The organism is Antrihabitans stalactiti (assembly GCF_012932915.1).
Lineage (GTDB): Bacteria > Actinomycetota > Actinomycetes > Mycobacteriales > Mycobacteriaceae > Antrihabitans > Antrihabitans stalactiti.
The window spans coordinates 917,069-933,676 of sequence record NZ_VCQU01000001.1 but is presented as its reverse complement, the minus strand read 5'-3'; the positions used below and the strand labels follow the sequence as shown (position 1 = coordinate 933,676).

Genomic DNA, 16,608 nt, shown 5'->3' with positions numbered 1-16,608 from the left:
TCAGCACGCCCGTCCGGGGAGCGGAATGCACAACTGCGGTAACTCGACAGTCGCAGCTGACTGATCAACCGCGACAACGCCTTGCGGCGTGATCATTGCTTGCAACGATCGACCGATGCCAGCGACATTTGCCAGCACGCCATCGAGCCGCTCGCCGAGGCGTTGCAACTCGGGTATCGCCTCGCCGAACTTCTCCACCAGCGGTCGCAGGGTCTGCTGATAGGACGGCTCGAGGGCGGCGATGCGGGACAAGAGCCGCGCGATGAGAGCGAGCGATGAACGAATTTCTTCCCGCTTGTCTTCCATCGTGGTCTCGAGCGAGCTGATTTTGCGGATCAAATCACCCACAAGCGATTTCGTGCTATTGACCATCGTGAGATATTCGTCGGCGAGTGCCAGTGTGTCGGAAATGTCCTTGTTCTGTCGGTCCAAGACGTCCACGAACGAATCCATCGCACGTCCGATCTCCCGGAGGCCGTCGGGACTTGTTGTGAGCGATGCTTCGAGCGAGGCCAAATTCTGGCGGAAAGTGTTTCCGTCGACCTCGGCGATCGGGGTTGCCGCATCCTGAAACGCCCGCATGAGGCTGTACGGCAAATGGACGTGATCGGCCGGGATCGGCTTGGACCCCAACGGTTTTGTGCCCGAGGGAGTCACGGCGAGATAGTGGCCGCCCGCGGCGGTAAGCATTTTGATGTCGAGAGTTGTTGCATCCCCGATGAATACGTCGTCGTCGACTGTGAACTTCATCGTGACTGTGTCCGAGTCCAGTTCGACAGACTTCACCTCGCCTACGGGGATTCCCGCGATGCGCACGTTGTCGCCCGCCTTGATCGCTCCGGCTTCGGACATATGGGCGATGTAGGTCGATTTCCCAAGTGGGAGAACATAGAACAGACCGGCCGCAGCGAGCAGTGCCGCGACCAGGGCTGCTCCGACGATTCCCATTCGCAACTCGCGACGCTTGGTCTCGGCGGCGTTGGGGATGGGCTTGTTTGTGCCGAATCGACGCCGTGGCCGTTGTGGCTTCATCGATTGCATATCGCCACCCGCTGACCGGCGAGCAGGATTTGCAGACTGCTGGGCACGACGGCTGCACCGTTGGCGCAATTGAGGTCCAGGCCCGAAACCGCAATCGGGAGTAGCGCGTTCAGTGATTGGAGGAGCCCGGGCAACCGCCCGAGGACCTCTATCGCAGTGTCAGGATCGGGAAATGCTGCGCGAACGGCGTTGTCGAAATCGGAGTTCGTACCGGGTGTCAAGCCGAGAGTTGCGGCGATGCTGTCGATCGGCTCGAACACCGGTGGAGCGGTCACCGCGAAGTCGATCAGCCCCTCGACCTTCTGCGCCAGCGACGAGAAGACGTTCGTGACGCCCGAAAGCAGGGTGATCGCCTGCGCTGACCGGCCGGTCAGCTGCTGGGAGATCTCATCGAGATTGTGTACCAGGGTGGAGATGACTGACTGTCGGTCGGTGACGTAGGTGCTCAACTTCGAGATCTCATCGAGCGCCGGACCTACCCCAGAACTGTCGCCGTCGATGATCGCCAGCATGCTTTCGGTGAACCGATTCAGCGCGCTCGGCGAGAATTCGGCAAGCACCGGTTCGAGTCCGTTGAACAACGTCGTGATGTCGAACGAAGGGATCGTACGGTCCGTGCCGATCGTGTCTCCGGACCGCAATTCGCCCGCGGGCTTCTCCGGCTGCCGGATGTCGACGTAGCGCTGACCTGCCAACGTCTGATAGCGAATCGCAAAAGTCGTTGCGGCGTAGATGGGGTGCGCCCGCTGCACCGTGAGCCTGACCTGGGCTTGATTGTCACGAAGGCTGACGGACTCGACCTTGCCGACCTGAACTCCGAACATTCGAACGTCGTCGTTGGTTTTCAGACCGTTCGCATCGGTGAAGATCGCGGTGAAGGTGCTGGTGTCGCCGGTTACCGGGCGTCGAACCGCTGCGACGGTGACTGTCAGCAGCACGAGCATGGCGGCGGTGAACACGGCGAGGCGCAAGAGCACGCCGATGATCGGTTTCATCGCACACCGCCTGGGGTGAGCCCGAGAAGCGGGACTGCGACCGCGGGTACGCCGCGCAAGGTGAGTTCCAGGTCGAGCATCGGCCCGTCGGGGGTGTCGGTGAACGACCGGTCGAGACGGCTGAGAAGTTCACGTAACTGTGCGCTCGACACGGCGGGGGTCGGCACCGACTGTGCAGACGCGGCGAGGAGCGGTGTAAGCACGTCCGCGTAACCAGCGAAATGCTGTTGCAAGGTGTAACCAAGGGTGGTGACTTCGGGAAGTAGTTGGTGCACAAGCATGTTGACTATCGAGTCGAAGAGTTCTGGTTGTGTGCGCAAGATTTCTAGTCGGTCGAGATATTCGATGAAATCGAGGACGCCACCGCCCATAGGTGCGAATCCCGCGACCGCGGACGCGTATTGCTCGATCAAAAACGACGACGGGAAACGCTGTGTGTCGGCGATCGTTCTTGTCAGCGAGACGATTGCTTCCAGCATCGGTGTGAACGCTTCGAGGTTGGTCCCGGCCTCGGTGATCAGGTCGGTGAACTGTGGAGTGAGCACCTTGTCGGTGGTCTGCGTCAACGACCGCATCAGGGCGCCCATCGTCGCATCGGTCACCCGATTTCCGCGTGTGCCAGTCAGGTCGATTTCCGTGCCGTCGACCAGTGTCGATCCGCCTGGGGCGGGCTTCAATTCGACTTCACTGATTCCGAAGAGGTTGGCGGGTGCGTAGTCGACGGTCAGGCGATCGGTCAGTCCGAAGAGCCGAGATCGGTCCAGTGCGAGGGTGATTCGCTGCGTCCCGTGTTGTTCGCTGTCGACACTCGTCACGGAGCCGACCTTCACTCCGTTGAGAGCAACTGTCGTTCCCGCACCGATTCCTGCACCGATCGTCTCGGTAAGCACAGCGACGTGCATGTGGTCGTCTTCACGAAAGTGGTTGTAGCCGAGCCAGACTGCGGTCACGAGGACAGCGACGCCGAATGCGACGAACCCGACCATCTGCGATCCGCGATTTGTGATTGCAACACCGGGCATCCCATAGTTCGGCATGGCGCTATCCCGTGAATTCGATGGGGGAGTTGAAGCCCCAGAGCAGGATGCTCAGCACCATGTCGAGGCCGATGATCGCGACGAAGCTTGCGCGGACCGCTCGCCCGGAGGCAATTCCGACGCCTTCAGGGCCGCCGGTCGCGAAAAACCCTTGGTAGCAATGGATCAGAATCACTGCGGTGCCGAACACCAGCACCTTGATCACCGCGGCGCTGATGTCCCAGCCGCTTACGAACTGGTCGAAGTAGTGGTCGTAGGTTCCGCTGGACTGGCCGTGCAACAGCACGATGACTCCGCCGCACGACGCGTAGCCGAGTATCAATGCAATAAGGAAGGTAGGGACGATCGCGATCGCGCCTGCGATCACTCGTGTCGTGACAACGAACGGAATCGACCGTAGACCGAGAGCTTCCAAGGCATCGATCTCTTCGGAGATTCGCATCGAACCGATCTCCGCCGTCATTCGGCAGCCTGCTTGGGCCGCGAACCCGATTCCCGCGGCGATCGGGGCGAGCTCCCGGGTATTGGCGAACGAGGAAACGATCCCGGTCAGCGGTCCCATGCCGAGCATGTCGAGGGTCGCGAAGGCCTCGATACCGATCCCCGCGCCCATCGCGAAACCCAGCACCATCAGCATCGGCACGGTGCCACCGCCGACTATGATCGACCCCCTTCCCCACGTCATGTCGGTGATCGCACGCATCGTCTGCGACCGATAGTGGGTCAGCGTCAACGGAATCGAGCGAACTACCTCCCAGATGAAGCTCAGGACGAAACCCGTTGTCTCGAAGGGGGCGACGGCTTTGCCGCGAGCTCGGCCGACGCGATACAGCCAACGCAGACCGGTTGGGCCTTCGTACTTCGTCGCTGTCATGCCAACCTCACCGGCATGAACATGGAGGTGACTTGGGTAATCAGCAAGTTCACCAACACGATGGCCACCACGGACAACACGACCGCTGCATTCACACCGTCCGCGACTCCGCGGGGACCGCCCTTGGCCTCGAGGCCGCGTTGGCAGGCAACGATTACCACCAGGAAACCAAAGAGAACAGATTTGCCAAGGGAGACAAAGATATCGGCCGCCACGGTGAACGATCCGAACGTCAACCAGTAGCTTCCGGACGTGACACCTTGGGCGCCGATCGCGACACCGTAACCTGCGAGGACGCCGACGGTGATCATGAGGATGTTCAGCAGGGGAGCGACCAGGATCATCGCGACCATCCGCGGTATCACCAGCCGATGGACCGGGTTGATGCCCATCACTCGCAGTGCGTCGATCTCCTCGCGGACGGTCCGTGCACCGAGATCGGCCGCGATCGCCGCGGCGCCAGCGCCGCCCAACAGCAATCCGGTGGCCATCGGCGCCCCTTGCTTGATGACACCGAGCCCGCCGGTCGCCCCGAGCAGCGAGTCCGCGCCTAGTTGATGGATCAGGTTGCCGACCTGAACCGAGACGATGACGCCGAACGGAATCGCCATGAGAATGGCGGGAAATGCCGTGACCGCGATGAAATACCAAGCCTGAAAGAACATTTCGCGCCATTGGAACTTCCCGCGGACCAGGTCGCTTACCGCTCCGGCGACCGCTTCGAGCGCCATGCTCACCGACCGGCCGAAAGTCCTCAGGCTCGACACGACGGTGTCGGAGAAATTCGTCCTGATGATCTGCCCGGCGGACGGTTCACGGACTGCAGGAGCAGGGAGTGTCTGAACCATTGCTACCAACCACCGATGTCGAGAATTTTCACGTCGTCGTGCTCAGCGATTCGCCAGCGCAAGACGCTTTTCCTCGAGCGTCACGACTGCCTGCTTGTTGTTGAGCGGGATCGACATCATTCGCGCACCGTCGGGAGTGGCATTGCGGCTCAGCATGCGGAGCATTGGTACGACCGCTCGCTGGAGTGTCGCCGATATCTTGATTGCGCGTTCGCTGACGCTCGACGGCGCGATCGGCGCGAGCTGAATCATGGCGAGCACGATGTCCCAGTCCGTGTCGATGTGCGCGATCTTCAATTCGCCGTCGACGCGACGCATGACGTACCGATCGACTCCGATGAAATTCAGGCATCGGCCCGTCGGTGCCATCGTCGCTGAATCGACACCAGGAACCCGCAGCGGTCCGGTCCAGCGGCCGACGCCGCGCCACGGAATCACCAGGCGCAGAGTGTCTTCGAAGTAGTCGACGTAGGGAAGCGATTTGACGCTGCCGTCCTGCGGATAGAAGGCGAAGTCGGGAAAGACTTCGAAGCTGGCGAGGCAACTGTCGACGGTTGCTGCTCCGCCGACGACGTTGCGCTGGAATGTCGAGCTGTCGATGTGGCCGCAGTCTTCGGTGAGGCAGTCGGCGATGAGGTCGATGTTCTGCGTCGACCAGGCGTCGAACCACTTCCTCGCGAACGCGTACAGACCATCCACCGGGACGCCGGCGGCGAGTGCGGTCTCTTCCTGACGACGCACCCGGTCCCAGAATTGTGGAAGCAGCGCTTGGTATTTCGCGTGTTCGGGTGAAGGTCCGAGGTGGGACAGGTTCTTCATGGTTTGCCTTTCTGGCGGGGTGGTGGAGTTAACGGAGCGCAAGCTTGGCGGGTAACCCACCGGCGAGGCCCGTGGACACGCGAATGCGGTGGCGCGGGGTCCATCCGTCGCGGATCTGCACGGTGAACTTCTGCAGAATCGTCGCAAGCGTCAGCAGGCCCTCGATGTAGGCCATGCGGCTGCCCATGCACTTGCGCGGACCGATATTGAACGGAATGAAGGCATTTCGGTTGATCTTGTCCTCGATGAACCGGCGCGGCTCGAACTGCTCGGCGTCGCGCCAGAATCGTGGGTCACGTTGTAGCCCGTACGGCGAGATCACGACATGGGAGCCTGCCGGGATGAAGTAGCCACCGATTTCGTCTTCTTCGGTCGCGGTCCGGACATTAGCGGGCGCTGCCTGAAAACGTTGCGCTTCGTCGAAGCACGCGCGCAGGTAGGGGAGTCGTTCGAGGTGCTCGTATTCGACGCGCCCGCCACCTAGTGCGTCCACCTCCGCATACGCTTCGCCCAAGGCGCGGGGATTGCGCGCGAGGAGCGCGATAGTCCAGGCCAACGCCTCGGCGGTCGTCTCGAATCCGGCAAATACCAGACCCGAGAGTTCTGAGCGCATTCGCGCATATTGCTGGTCGGGCGTTCCGGGGAACTCCATCTCGAGCAAGGTCTGAAAGATGTCGGGCCGTTCGCGGGGCGGTTGTGCCCTGCGCTCGGCCACCCACCGGTCGAGCTCGCCGAACATGATGGTTTTCGCAGCGGCGCCGCGCCTGCCGAACGGGCGCGGAACGAATGCCGGGAACTTGTACATCGCTGCCCGCCCAACGACCCACTGGCCGTAACTCCTTGCACCGTCCACATATTCGTGCAGCTGCTCAGGGCTGAGCGCGAGATCCGCGATGGAGCGCAGCAGGCCGTCCATCACGACCGGGCCGATCTCGTGTTCGAGGTCGACCCAGCCACCGGACCGAGCATGTACCTCCCAGTCAGCAACACGCTCCGCGATCGCCTCGACCATCGGCGTGCTGTTTGCGGCAAGTGCTCGCTCGCTGAAGAAGGGGTTCAGCGGACGGCGTGTGCGCTTCCATTCCTCTCCTTCCAGCAACGGCAATGCCGGCGGCTCGCCCGTTACGAGCTCCGCGGTACCTTCGTGTTTGTGATAGCGCAGGTGGTGGCGCGTCATGATGTGGTCGACGTGGTCGGGGTGGCTGACCAGCGTGACCGTCACTCCGGGCACTGGAACCGGGATGTCGACGACATCTCCGTAGCGCCTCGCGATCTCCGGCAGGAAGGCGTACGGCTCTGTCGAGAACCGCGCCGCGATTGCACTCATGCGCAGCAGGCCAGGGCCTGGTGGCCGGTGAGTCGTGGCGGCGGGCGGCGGGAGTTCGCCGGGAGGTCGCACGGGACAGGCTGTCAGCGTCGTTGGTTCAGCCATAGCGTTTCCTTTGGTGGTGTGACGATGAATCATTTATAGTGCACTGTAACACCAGCGTCAACGGGGTCGACCTGAGCGGACGGATAGGGTGAGCAACGTGCCAGATTTGGGTTTGCAGTTCGCGCAGCTGATGAGCGCCTCGCCGGCTGACGACGACCCTGAGCGGACGCGCATTCTCGATGTCGCGCGCGAGGAGTTCGTCAGCCATGGGTTCCGCCGCACCTCGATCAACGAAATCGCCCGTCGTGCAGGAGTTTCGCGTCCCACGATCTACCGGCGCTGTGGCGACAAGGACGAGATCGTGCTCGCCGTCGTCGTTCGCGAGGTTGTGGAATTCTTCGGCGAGCTCGTCGAAATGTTGTCCGCTGTGGATTCGCCGGGCGAGCGCGCAGTGGAAGCGTTCGTTGCGGGGATGCGGGCAACTCGCACCAATCCGCTCGTCGCGGCCATCAAGGAGTTCGAGCCGGACACGCTCACCTCCCTACTGGCCAATGGGTCGCCGGATGGCGTGGGGCCTGTTCGCATGGCCATCGCCGTCGGAATTGTCGACGAGACGCTGCCGCTGGACGCCGCGATGCGGGCCGCCGAGTTGATGATTCGCATTACCGCTTCGCTACTCATGAGTCCTGCGGACATCATGCCGACCGATACCGATGAGTCAGCGCGATTGTTCGCTCGCACGTTCTTCATCCCGTTGATCGAGGCGTCGTCCCGCTACGAAACCCCCTGACGACGACTACAAGATCGCGGGTCGTCCGGTTCAGATTCTTCTGCAGTCCTCGCTTCGCCAGCGAAGCCAGCGGTCGAGCCAATCCGCCGAGAATTTCCACGCCTACTCGCACCCGGGTGCGTTGGGGCGCAACGGGATCGACGCTGAACGTGAGCCGCGCATCCGCACCGTAGCTACCGTGCGCCAATAGCACGAACCGCTGGTTGGCGGTGTTCTCTGTGACCGTGACGCTGACGGTGTCGTAGATGCCGAGGTGGCCCAACCGCTGCCGAAACTGTGTGCCCTTGTCAAGCGTCGGTGGCGGTCCGTCCGGCCAGCCGCCGTGGAGTGGCAGCCACTGCTCCCAAAGCGGAAAGTCGGTGAGCAACTCCCAGATTCGCGCGACCGGTACGTCAACGATGGTCTCGCTGTGCGCGGCGATCACCGGTGGTCCTCGATGTAGATCGCAGCTGCCGGACAGTTGAAGGATGCGCGCCGAACGGACTCCTCCGCGGTCGGAGCGACGAGCACCTGCGCTGTGGGATCCGCACCGACCAAACCCACGACATCGTCGAAGGTGAACACGGCGGGGACGGCACGCGCACATTGTTCGGACCCCAAACACAGCTCCGCATCGACGCTGACGGTCATCATGACGACACCGCGACTCTCCGGGGGGCGTGCGCAGGCTCGCGCAGCTCGAGTCGAACCGGGAGCCCGCCCTCGATCGTGCATGAGAACGTCGACGCATGTTTAGGCCGCCAGTCGGGGGCGATGTTCACGCGGTAGCGCTGATGAAGCAGCGTGAGAATGAATTGTCCGTTCATGTAACCCATTTGGGAGCCGATGCAGCGGTGTGGTCCGGCGCCGAACGGGATAAACGCGAGCGGCGGACGTGCCGCGACCGCGGCCTTGTCGGAAAAGCGGGTTGGGTCGAATCGGTCCGGGTCGGCCCACCACCTGGGGTCGCGGTGCAGTGCGTACATCGACACACCGACCACCGTGTATTTCGGGATGAAGTAGCCGCCGATGTCGTCGTCGCGGGTCGCGATCCGCGGATGAAAGGGATGTCCCTGCATTCGTTGGCCCTCGTCGAAGCAGGCCTTGACCCAGGTCAGCCGACCCAGGTCCGCGAAAGTCGTTGGCTGCCCGTCCAGTTCGTCGACCTCCGCGAGCAGCTTGGCCTGCGCGTCACGATTTTCCCGCAGCATGGCCAAGGTCCACGATGTCGAGGCGACGACTGTTTCGTATCCGCCCGCGATGAGGATGAAGAGTTCGGCGATGAGGTCCCGTCGGCCGATCGGTGAACCATCCTCGTTTCGGGCGTCGAGCAGAATTTGCAACAGGTCCGAACCGTCGATCGGATTCGCGAGCCGATCCTCGATCTTGCGGTTGATCCACCGGCGGGTCCGGGCGAGCGCCGCAAACACGTTCTTCCCGCCCGGGACCGGCAAGAGTCCCGGTGGGCGATTGAGCATGACGCCAGCGCTGAACAGGCGAAGGACCGTCCGAATATCTTCGTCGAGCACAGTTATTTCTTTGTAGCTCAACCGAATTCCGAACATTGCGCGCATGAACGCGGGCATGGTGAGCCACGCGATTTCGTGTTGGAGATCGACGGTCTTGCCGGTGCCCGCCCATGCGGACCAGGCGTCTATTCGAGTCGTGAATTCGTCGACGATCTCGGTGGCGAGTTCCTCGAGCGACTTGTGCCGGAACATCGGGGTGATCAACCTTCGTCGCCGCTTGAAGGGATCGCCTTCCATGTACGGGATCGAGGCGCCGATCATCGCGTGTGCGGCCGCCTCGAGCGGCCCGACCATGCTGTAGCCGCCCGAGGTGTCGCCCATGATCTGCGCGACGTGGTCGGGGTGATTCACGCAGACCATGTCGACCAGCGGCATCGGCACACGAAAGACGTCACCATAGGTAGCGGCAGACTGGCGCAGAAACGTGAACGGGTCTGCTTGAAATTGGGGGAGTACGCCGATGATGGGGTAGCCGGTCGGGCCGGGCGGGAAGGTCAGGCCGCGGCCACGGGTCCGCAGGGCGAGACTTGCAGCGCGGTAAGGGTTTCGCGTGAAGTGCAGGAGGTCGGTCATGATCGGCTCCCGACCTGTGACGGCTGTTCGACCTTCGCGGGCAGCGACTTTCGGAGCGCGGCGTCGTCGCGGTACTGCTTGGGGATCGGCAAGTACAAAACTGCAAGTGCGACAAGGCCGTTGAGGAAAGTCGATAGTGCGGCGAGCACCCAGAACAGCACAGGTCCGGCTTGACCGTGAATGGCGAGGAAGTTCGGCAGCGTGCACGAAACGACGTAGCCGATGTACAGCATCGGTGGCACGAACGGGACGATCAACCATCGCCAGCCAGAGAGGTGCGGGACGATCATCGCGAGTGCGACACCGATGATCGAGAACATGCCGGCGTTCTGCACGAGCGTCGGGACCGGAACGTCGAAGATCGTCGCGAGGTTGCCGTAGTACCGCATGACCTCGAAGTGTGAGGCGACCATTTCGCCGATGCCTTCGATGACCGACAGTGCGCCGAGGAACAGCACCATGGACCGGACGGATACGCCGGCCACGACCATTCGGTATGTCACATAGCAGGTGAGCGATACCGACGATGCGTACATCAACGGCACCATGATGGCCATCGGACGGCCGAGGATCGTCACAAGTTGGATCGGCAGGTCCGGCGGATACCAGGTGGCCATGATGATGTCGTAGGCCGGCTCGATCGCAAATGGAAAGATTGTCAGCCCGCTGACCAGCAACAACGCGAATAGAGGGCTGCGAGTCCGGCGAGCGTCGTCCACGGCGTAGGCCAGCGCGATGACCAGGCCAACTCCTGTGAACGCCACATAGATCCACGCAACGGTCATGTTCGGGTGCATGTCGGTCGGCGGCGGAAGGACGCCCGAATTCGCAGCGGCGAGAAGGCTCATGTGTAAACACTCCATATCTGGCACGAGGTCGTACCAACTAGCGATCAAGCTATTTCAGGTACGATGCCGTGTCAAGAGTGATCGGAGGGTCGATGGCTGAGCCGGCGGGGTTGCATCGTCCGAGGATGGGTGTGAGTGCCGTTGAACGGCAACGGATTCGCAAGCATGCACTTGTGAGCGCGGGTTTCGACTTGTTCGGAACGCGCGGGATCGCGGCGGTCACCATCGAAGAGGTCTGTCGAAACGCGAAGCTCAACAAGCGGTACTTCTACGAAAGTTTCGAATCGATCGATGCTTTGGCGACAGCCGTCGTGAACAAGACCTTGCGTGACCTCGGCACTGGCCTCATCCCGCACGTCCTCGCAGGCGGCATGGCGAATCCACGCCCCGCCGTCGACTACTTCGTTCGAACTGTCATGTCCGATCCGAGGCTCGCTCGACTGCTGTTCGTCGAGGTCGATACGGGCGGGCTCGCGCACCAGCGCAAACGATTCATCGATCTCGCTGTCGATTTGTGGACCGGCGCGGACCCGAAAATGCCGAACGATCCGCGGCAGCGGGAAGTCGTGCGGATGGGTGCCTACGGCTACGGTGGAGCCTGTCGCGAAATTATCATCGCGACGCTCAACGGCAAGCTGAACTTTACCGTGGACGAGGTAGTCGACCATCTGACCAAGCTCCTGGAAAAGCTTGTCGCTCAGCAGATTTCGTAGCAAGCGTGAAACGTCGATACGAAAGGTAGTTGACCGTGTGCATTGCCTGCCTTGGCGCGACCCCGATGATGACCGCACCTGCCGGCGCTGAACCTGAGATCTTCCCGACGGAGGCGCCTGCGCCGGGCTGGCTCGGTCCGGAGCCCATCGGCGCCAGGATCACCTGGACCGGTTGCGCGGGCATCATCCTCGAGTACGACGGGACCAAGATCTGCTTCGACCCGTTCGTCAGCAATCCGGGATTCGTCGACACCTTCTTCCGCTCGGCGAAGACGGATAGAGCGCTTGTCGAGCGAAAATTCGGCGGCGTGTCCGCGGCGTTCGTCGGCCACACCCATTGGGACCATGCGATGGACGTCGCCGTCGTCGCCGCCACGAATCCGGGCGCGGTCGTCTACGGCAGCAAAACGACGACCGAAATCTGCCGTAGGCAAGGGGTTTCGGACCAACAAGTGCACACCGTCACCGACGGAGAGGTCGTGACGATCGGTCCGTTCACGGTCGAGGCTGTGGCGTCCCAGCACGGCATCGTTCCGCTTGCGGGCAAGATCGACGTGATCGACCTGAGCGGAAAAGGTATGCCGCGTGCGCCTTTTCGCTGGCCGCGGGGTCAGGTGTTCTCGTACCGCGTCGCGTTCGGTGGCGTGACGTTCTACTTACACACCAGTGCGGGATTCGAGGACGCGCCGTTCGCGCGCCAGCAGCCCGTCGACGCCCTCGTCGCATGCCTGGCTGCGCGGCAGGGAACGCCGAACTACTTCGGCCGCCTCGGCGATCAGCTCCAACCGAAGGTGCTCATCCCGTGTCACCACGACAACTTCCTCAAGCCGGTCGATGAGCCGCCGCATCCCGTACCGAGGCTGGAATGGCCCCAATTCCTCGACGACGTCGCTGCGCTCACCGACAAATTCGGGACTCGATTGGTGCAATTGGTCCGAGGTGTCGACTCGGCCTTCTAGTAGTAACTAGAACACGTTACAATTCGAGAGTCACAGTGCGTCGACTCCCGAATGGAGAAAAAGCATGACCGAGGCCGACTACGTCGTTGTAGGAGCAGGCAGTGCGGGGTGTGCGGTTGCCCGCAGGCTCGCTGAAAGCGGCGCGTCCGTGGTGCTGCTCGAAGCGGGGGGAGTGGACAACAAAGGCTGGGCCAAGCTGATGTTCCAGATCCCGGGCGCGATCTCTGTCATGCACTCGACGCCACAACTGAAGAAGCTGTTCGACTGGGGCTACAAGTCGACGCCGCAACGCAATGCGCTCGACCGCAAGATCCCAATGGTGCGGGGTCGAATACTCGGCGGATCGAGCTCGGTCAACGGACTGTTGTTCGTCCGTGGCAACAAGAAGAATTTCGACGACTGGGCCGCCGAAGGCTGTAAGGGTTGGTCCTACGAGGACGTCCTGCCGTACTTCAAGCGAATGGAAGATTGGGAAGACGGCGCCAGCGAGTTGCGCGGGTCTGGCGGTCCGATCAAGGTCACTCGCCAGCACACCATCACCGACGCGGCGCACGCTTTCATGGACGCCACCGCGACGCGGCTGGGTGTGCCGAAGCTCGACGACTACAACGGTGCGAGCCAGGAAGGCGTCGCCGTCTTCCAGCAGAGCGCCGCGAACGGTAAGCGGTACTCGACGTCGAAGGGCTACCTGCACGAAGATCCGTTGCCCAATCTGACCGTGCTCACGGATGCGACGGTCACGAAGATCGTCATCGAAGGCTCGCGCGCGACGGGGGTGGAAATCCTGGTCAAGGGCGGCAAGCAGGTGATCGGCGCGTCGCGCGAGGTCGTGGTGTCCGCTGGCGCGTACGGGTCACCGCAGATTCTGCAGCTGTCGGGGATCGGTCCGGCAGGTCATTTGAAAGAACACGGTATCGGTGTGAAGGCCGATCTGCCGGTTGGTGACAACCTGCACGACCACCTCTTCGTTCCGCTGTCGTTCAAGATGAAGTCCGCGCTGCGTAAGCCGACGGCGCCGTACTTCATGCGCGGACTGGCGACCGAGCGCTTTCGGCCAGGAACGTCGTGGGCGGCAGGGTCGTCGTTCGAATCCGTCGCGTTCGTTCGCACCTCGCATGCGCAGGAGATCCCCGACCTGCAATTGCTCAGCTTGTACTGGGTGTATCCGTCCCCGAACTCGGACTCCGACGCGCGAGTCGTCCCCGAGAGCAAGAAGCCAGGTCAGAGCATTTTCCCGGCGCTCATCTACCCGGAGAGCCGAGGGACCGTTCGGCTGGCCTCTGCCGATCCGTTGGCCGCACCACTCATCGATCCGGCGTATTTGACGGCGCCCAAGGACGCCGAGGTGTTGCTCGAAGGCATCAACATGGTCCGGGAGATCATGGCGGGAACCGGCGACAACGAGGGCGAAATCATCCCGGGTCCGAAGTACAACAGCGAAGCGGCTTTACGTGAAGAGCTGCCGAATCGCATCCACACCGTCTATCACCCGGTTGGTTCGGTCCGGATGGGTGTCGACGAGCGAGCGGTCGTGGATCCGCAACTTCGAGTGCTCGGAATCGACGGTCTGCGCGTCGCGGACGCATCGATCATGCCCAGCGTGACCGGCGGCAACACCAACGCTCCGGCCATCATGATCGGCGAAAGGTGCGCCGACCTCATCCTCAATCCCTGACGCCTCAGCGCTCGCTGATTGCCCGATCGATTTCCTGGGCGAGCACGTCGCCCGCCGACTCCCAGGCGATGGGGCGAAAGCGGTCCAGGTGCTGCGCTAAATCGGTCGCTGTTCCCTCGCCTGCGTAGCCGGCGCCGGCTTCCGACTCGACCACGTCGACAAGCTCGTCTGCGAGACTGGCGAGCCTTGTGCGCAACACCTTGCGCATCCTGGCGGCGACTGCCACGCTCACGCCCGCGTCATAGAGCACCAACGCCGCTTTGAACACTGGGAAGTCGTCGACGTGCCACTGGCCTTGGGCGAAATGCAGATAGTTCTCGGCAACCAGGTCGTCGAGGATCTCTGCGCGACGGTCACCGAGTAGTTCGGTCAGCGTGGCTTCGTCGTAGCTTCGGGAGCGGCTCTCCGACCACGGGCCGACCCGCAAGTTGTCGAGTCCGAGCCAGTCGGCGGCGGAATTGCGTGTGAGAGCATCGGATTCGAAGACGTCGGCGATCGCGTCGAGCTTCATTCGCCTTGCGCGCATGTCGGCAATCAATTGCAGCCGTTCGGCATGGCGGTCGGTGTACAGCGCCTCTTTGCCGTTGCGCGCGGGCTTTGTCAGCAGTCCGATCGATTGGTAATAGCGAATCGTGCGGGTCGCTACCCCGGTGTGCTCGGACAGCTCGCCAATCGTGAACTCGGCCACCGCTGCAGGGTAACAGCCAATTCGGCTCATTGACAGTAGTTACTGTCATCGATAGTGTCAGCGATCACAAGCGTCTTCTCCCAGCCCTGGAGGAACTGTGTCGAGTGACCCCGATTACGACGTGTTGATCGTCGGATCAGGATTTGGTGGCAGCGTGTCTGCGCTGCGTTTGACGGAGAAGGGATACCGGGTCGGCGTGCTCGAAGCCGGTCGCCGTTACTCCGACGACGAACTACCCAAGACGAGTTGGGATCTGCGCCACTTCATTTGGGCGCCCAAGCTGAAGATGTTCGGCATCCAGCGAATCCATCTGTTGCGTGACGTGCTCGTCCTCGGTGGCGCCGGCGTCGGCGGCGGGTCGTTGAACTACGCCAACACGCTCTACATCCCGCCGGAGCCGTTCTTCGCCGACGCGCAATGGTCCGGGATAACGGACTGGCGCGACGAGTTGACGCCGCACTATCAGCAGGCGCAACGCATGCTCGGCGTGGTGACGAACCCGCATATGACCCCGGCCGACGATGTCATCAAGGCAGTCGCAGACGAGATGGGCGTGGGCGACACGTTCGTGCAGACCCCGGTCGGCGTCTTCTTCGGTGAACCGGGAAAGACGGTGTCGGACCCTTACTTCGGCGGCGTCGGTCCGGACCGTACGGGGTGCACCGAATGCGGCTCGTGCATGACCGGCTGTCGCGTCGGAGCAAAGAACACGCTCGTGAAGAATTACCTAGGGCTCGCGGAAACCGCAGGCGCGCAGGTGCATCCGTTGACGAAGGTCACCGCGCTGCAGCAACGAGACGACGGTATCTGGGAAGTCTCGACCGAAAACACCGGCGCGTGGTTCCGCAAGGGCAAGGCCACGATGACCGCGCGCAACGTGGTCTTGGCGGCCGGAACGTGGGGCACCCAGAACTTGCTGCACAAGATGAAGGACGAGGGCAAGCTGCCTGCGATGTCCGACAAGCTCGGCGTCCTGACGCGGACCAACTCGGAATCCATCTGCGGCGCAGCGAAATTCAAGGTCGATCCGGATATGGACCTGACGCACGGTGTTGCGATCACGTCGTCGTTCCACCCCTCGGCGAATACGCATATCGAGCCGGTCCGCTATGGCAAGGGCTCCAACGCAATGGGTCTGTTGCAGACGTTGATGACCGATGGCGGCGGCCGCATCCCGCGGTGGCTGAAGTTCTTCGGCCTGATGTTCGCCCATCCGCTGCAGTTCGCGCGCGTTCTGTCGGTGAAGAACTGGAGCGAGCGCACGATCATCACGCTGATCATGCAGCACCTGGACAACTCCATCGTCACGTTCACAAAGCGCGGCCTGTTCGGTCGGAAGTTGTCGAGCAAACAAGGTCACGGCGAACCGAACCCGACCTGGATTCCTGAAGGCAACGACGCGACCCGCCGGATCGCCAAGAAGATCGACGGCATTCCTGGTGGAACCTGGGGTGAACTGGTCAACATCCCGCTTACCGCACATTTCCTGGGTGGCTGCGCCATCGGAGCGGATGCCTCGACCGGTTTCATCGACCCGTACCACCGCGTCTACGGCTACCCCACGCTCAGCGTTGTCGACGGTTCGTCCGTCTCCGCCAACCTCGGTGTGAATCCGTCGCTGACGATCAGCGCGCAGGCGGAACGCGCGGCGTCGCTGTGGCCGAACAAGGGTGAGGTCGATCTCCGGCCGCTGCAGGGCGACGGATATCAGCGGATCCAGCCGATCGCTCCGAATCACCCGGTCGTTCCCGAAGGTGCGCCCGGCGCGCTGCGGTTGCCGATCATCGAGGTCAAGCACCCGACAACGGCCGTATAGCTCCACCCTTGTGAGTCTTTAGGAGTCCCTGGACTCCTAAAAGACTCACAAG

General features: G+C 62.3%; 17 protein-coding genes. 5 read left to right on the top strand and 12 right to left on the bottom strand.

Annotated features, from left to right (window positions below):
- Genes FGL95_RS04460 through FGL95_RS04430 form a run of 7 tightly spaced genes read right to left on the bottom strand, consistent with a single transcriptional unit; the run spans position 1 to position 7,046 of the window.
- Positions 1-1,041, bottom strand: coding sequence for an MlaD family protein (locus FGL95_RS04460; protein WP_169584950.1), 1,041 nt, complete (start codon positions 1,039-1,041; stop codon positions 1-3).
- A complete protein-coding gene (locus tag FGL95_RS04455) occupies positions 1,029-2,036 on the bottom strand; it encodes an MlaD family protein (protein WP_169584949.1) in 1,008 nt (335 codons plus the stop codon). The genes FGL95_RS04460 and FGL95_RS04455 overlap by 13 nt, the downstream gene beginning before the upstream one ends.
- Positions 2,033-3,073, bottom strand: coding sequence for an MlaD family protein (locus tag FGL95_RS04450; protein ID WP_169584948.1), 1,041 nt, complete (start codon positions 3,071-3,073; stop codon positions 2,033-2,035). Before FGL95_RS04450 ends, FGL95_RS04455 begins: the two co-directional genes overlap by 4 nt.
- 4 nt (positions 3,074-3,077) lie before the next feature.
- Positions 3,078-3,947: an ABC transporter permease gene (locus FGL95_RS04445; RefSeq protein WP_169584947.1), complete on the bottom strand. Its 870-nt coding sequence runs from the start codon at positions 3,945-3,947 to the stop codon at positions 3,078-3,080.
- A complete protein-coding gene (locus FGL95_RS04440) occupies positions 3,944-4,795 on the bottom strand; it encodes an MlaE family ABC transporter permease (RefSeq protein ID WP_169584946.1) in 852 nt (283 codons plus the stop codon). Before FGL95_RS04440 ends, FGL95_RS04445 begins: the two co-directional genes overlap by 4 nt.
- 42 nt (positions 4,796-4,837) lie before the next feature.
- On the bottom strand, positions 4,838-5,614 hold the full coding sequence (locus FGL95_RS04435) for a nuclear transport factor 2 family protein (protein ID WP_169584945.1): 777 nt from the start codon (positions 5,612-5,614) through the stop codon (positions 4,838-4,840).
- 28 nt (positions 5,615-5,642) lie between these two features.
- On the bottom strand, positions 5,643-7,046 hold the full coding sequence (locus FGL95_RS04430; RefSeq protein ID WP_169584944.1) for a cytochrome P450: 1,404 nt from the start codon (positions 7,044-7,046) through the stop codon (positions 5,643-5,645).
- Between the two features lie 97 nt (positions 7,047-7,143).
- Between FGL95_RS04430 and FGL95_RS04425 the strand changes: the two genes are divergently transcribed.
- A complete protein-coding gene (locus FGL95_RS04425) occupies positions 7,144-7,776 on the top strand; it encodes a TetR/AcrR family transcriptional regulator (protein ID WP_338079705.1) in 633 nt (210 codons plus the stop codon).
- Here the strand turns inward: FGL95_RS04425 and FGL95_RS04420 are convergent.
- The 4 genes from FGL95_RS04420 to FGL95_RS04405 are packed head-to-tail and all read right to left on the bottom strand — an operon-like array spanning position 7,733 to position 10,705.
- A complete protein-coding gene (locus FGL95_RS04420; RefSeq protein ID WP_169584943.1) occupies positions 7,733-8,200 on the bottom strand; it encodes an SRPBCC family protein in 468 nt (155 codons plus the stop codon). The two genes, FGL95_RS04425 and FGL95_RS04420, sit on opposite strands and share 44 nt — an antisense overlap.
- On the bottom strand, positions 8,197-8,409 hold the full coding sequence (locus FGL95_RS04415) for a ferredoxin (RefSeq protein ID WP_206071426.1): 213 nt from the start codon (positions 8,407-8,409) through the stop codon (positions 8,197-8,199). The genes FGL95_RS04420 and FGL95_RS04415 overlap by 4 nt, the downstream gene beginning before the upstream one ends.
- On the bottom strand, positions 8,406-9,857 hold the full coding sequence (locus FGL95_RS04410; RefSeq protein ID WP_169584942.1) for a cytochrome P450: 1,452 nt from the start codon (positions 9,855-9,857) through the stop codon (positions 8,406-8,408). Before FGL95_RS04410 ends, FGL95_RS04415 begins: the two co-directional genes overlap by 4 nt.
- Positions 9,854-10,705 carry a hypothetical protein gene (locus FGL95_RS04405; RefSeq protein ID WP_169584941.1) on the bottom strand — a complete coding sequence of 284 codons (852 nt, stop codon included), beginning with the start codon at positions 10,703-10,705 and terminating at the stop codon, positions 9,854-9,856. Before FGL95_RS04405 ends, FGL95_RS04410 begins: the two co-directional genes overlap by 4 nt.
- A gap of 131 nt (positions 10,706-10,836) precedes the next feature.
- On the opposite strand from FGL95_RS04405, the gene FGL95_RS04400 reads away from it, so the two are divergent.
- From FGL95_RS04400 to FGL95_RS04390, 3 genes are all read left to right on the top strand, one after another.
- On the top strand, positions 10,837-11,418 hold the full coding sequence (locus FGL95_RS04400; RefSeq protein ID WP_169584940.1) for a TetR family transcriptional regulator: 582 nt from the start codon (positions 10,837-10,839) through the stop codon (positions 11,416-11,418).
- Positions 11,419-11,486: 68 nt separating this feature from the next.
- Positions 11,487-12,377: an MBL fold metallo-hydrolase gene (locus FGL95_RS04395; protein WP_169584939.1), complete on the top strand. Its 891-nt coding sequence runs from the start codon at positions 11,487-11,489 to the stop codon at positions 12,375-12,377.
- 64 nt (positions 12,378-12,441) lie between these two features.
- A complete protein-coding gene (locus FGL95_RS04390; protein ID WP_169584938.1) occupies positions 12,442-14,052 on the top strand; it encodes a GMC family oxidoreductase in 1,611 nt (536 codons plus the stop codon).
- A gap of 4 nt (positions 14,053-14,056) precedes the next feature.
- On the opposite strand, the gene FGL95_RS04385 is transcribed toward FGL95_RS04390, so the two are convergent.
- Positions 14,057-14,740: a MerR family transcriptional regulator gene (locus tag FGL95_RS04385; RefSeq protein WP_169584937.1), complete on the bottom strand. Its 684-nt coding sequence runs from the start codon at positions 14,738-14,740 to the stop codon at positions 14,057-14,059.
- A gap of 97 nt (positions 14,741-14,837) precedes the next feature.
- Here FGL95_RS04385 and FGL95_RS04380 point away from each other — a divergent pair, with 97 nt between their 5' ends.
- Positions 14,838-16,556: an FAD-dependent oxidoreductase gene (locus FGL95_RS04380; protein WP_169584936.1), complete on the top strand. Its 1,719-nt coding sequence runs from the start codon at positions 14,838-14,840 to the stop codon at positions 16,554-16,556.
- Positions 16,557-16,608: the final 52 nt, after the last annotated feature.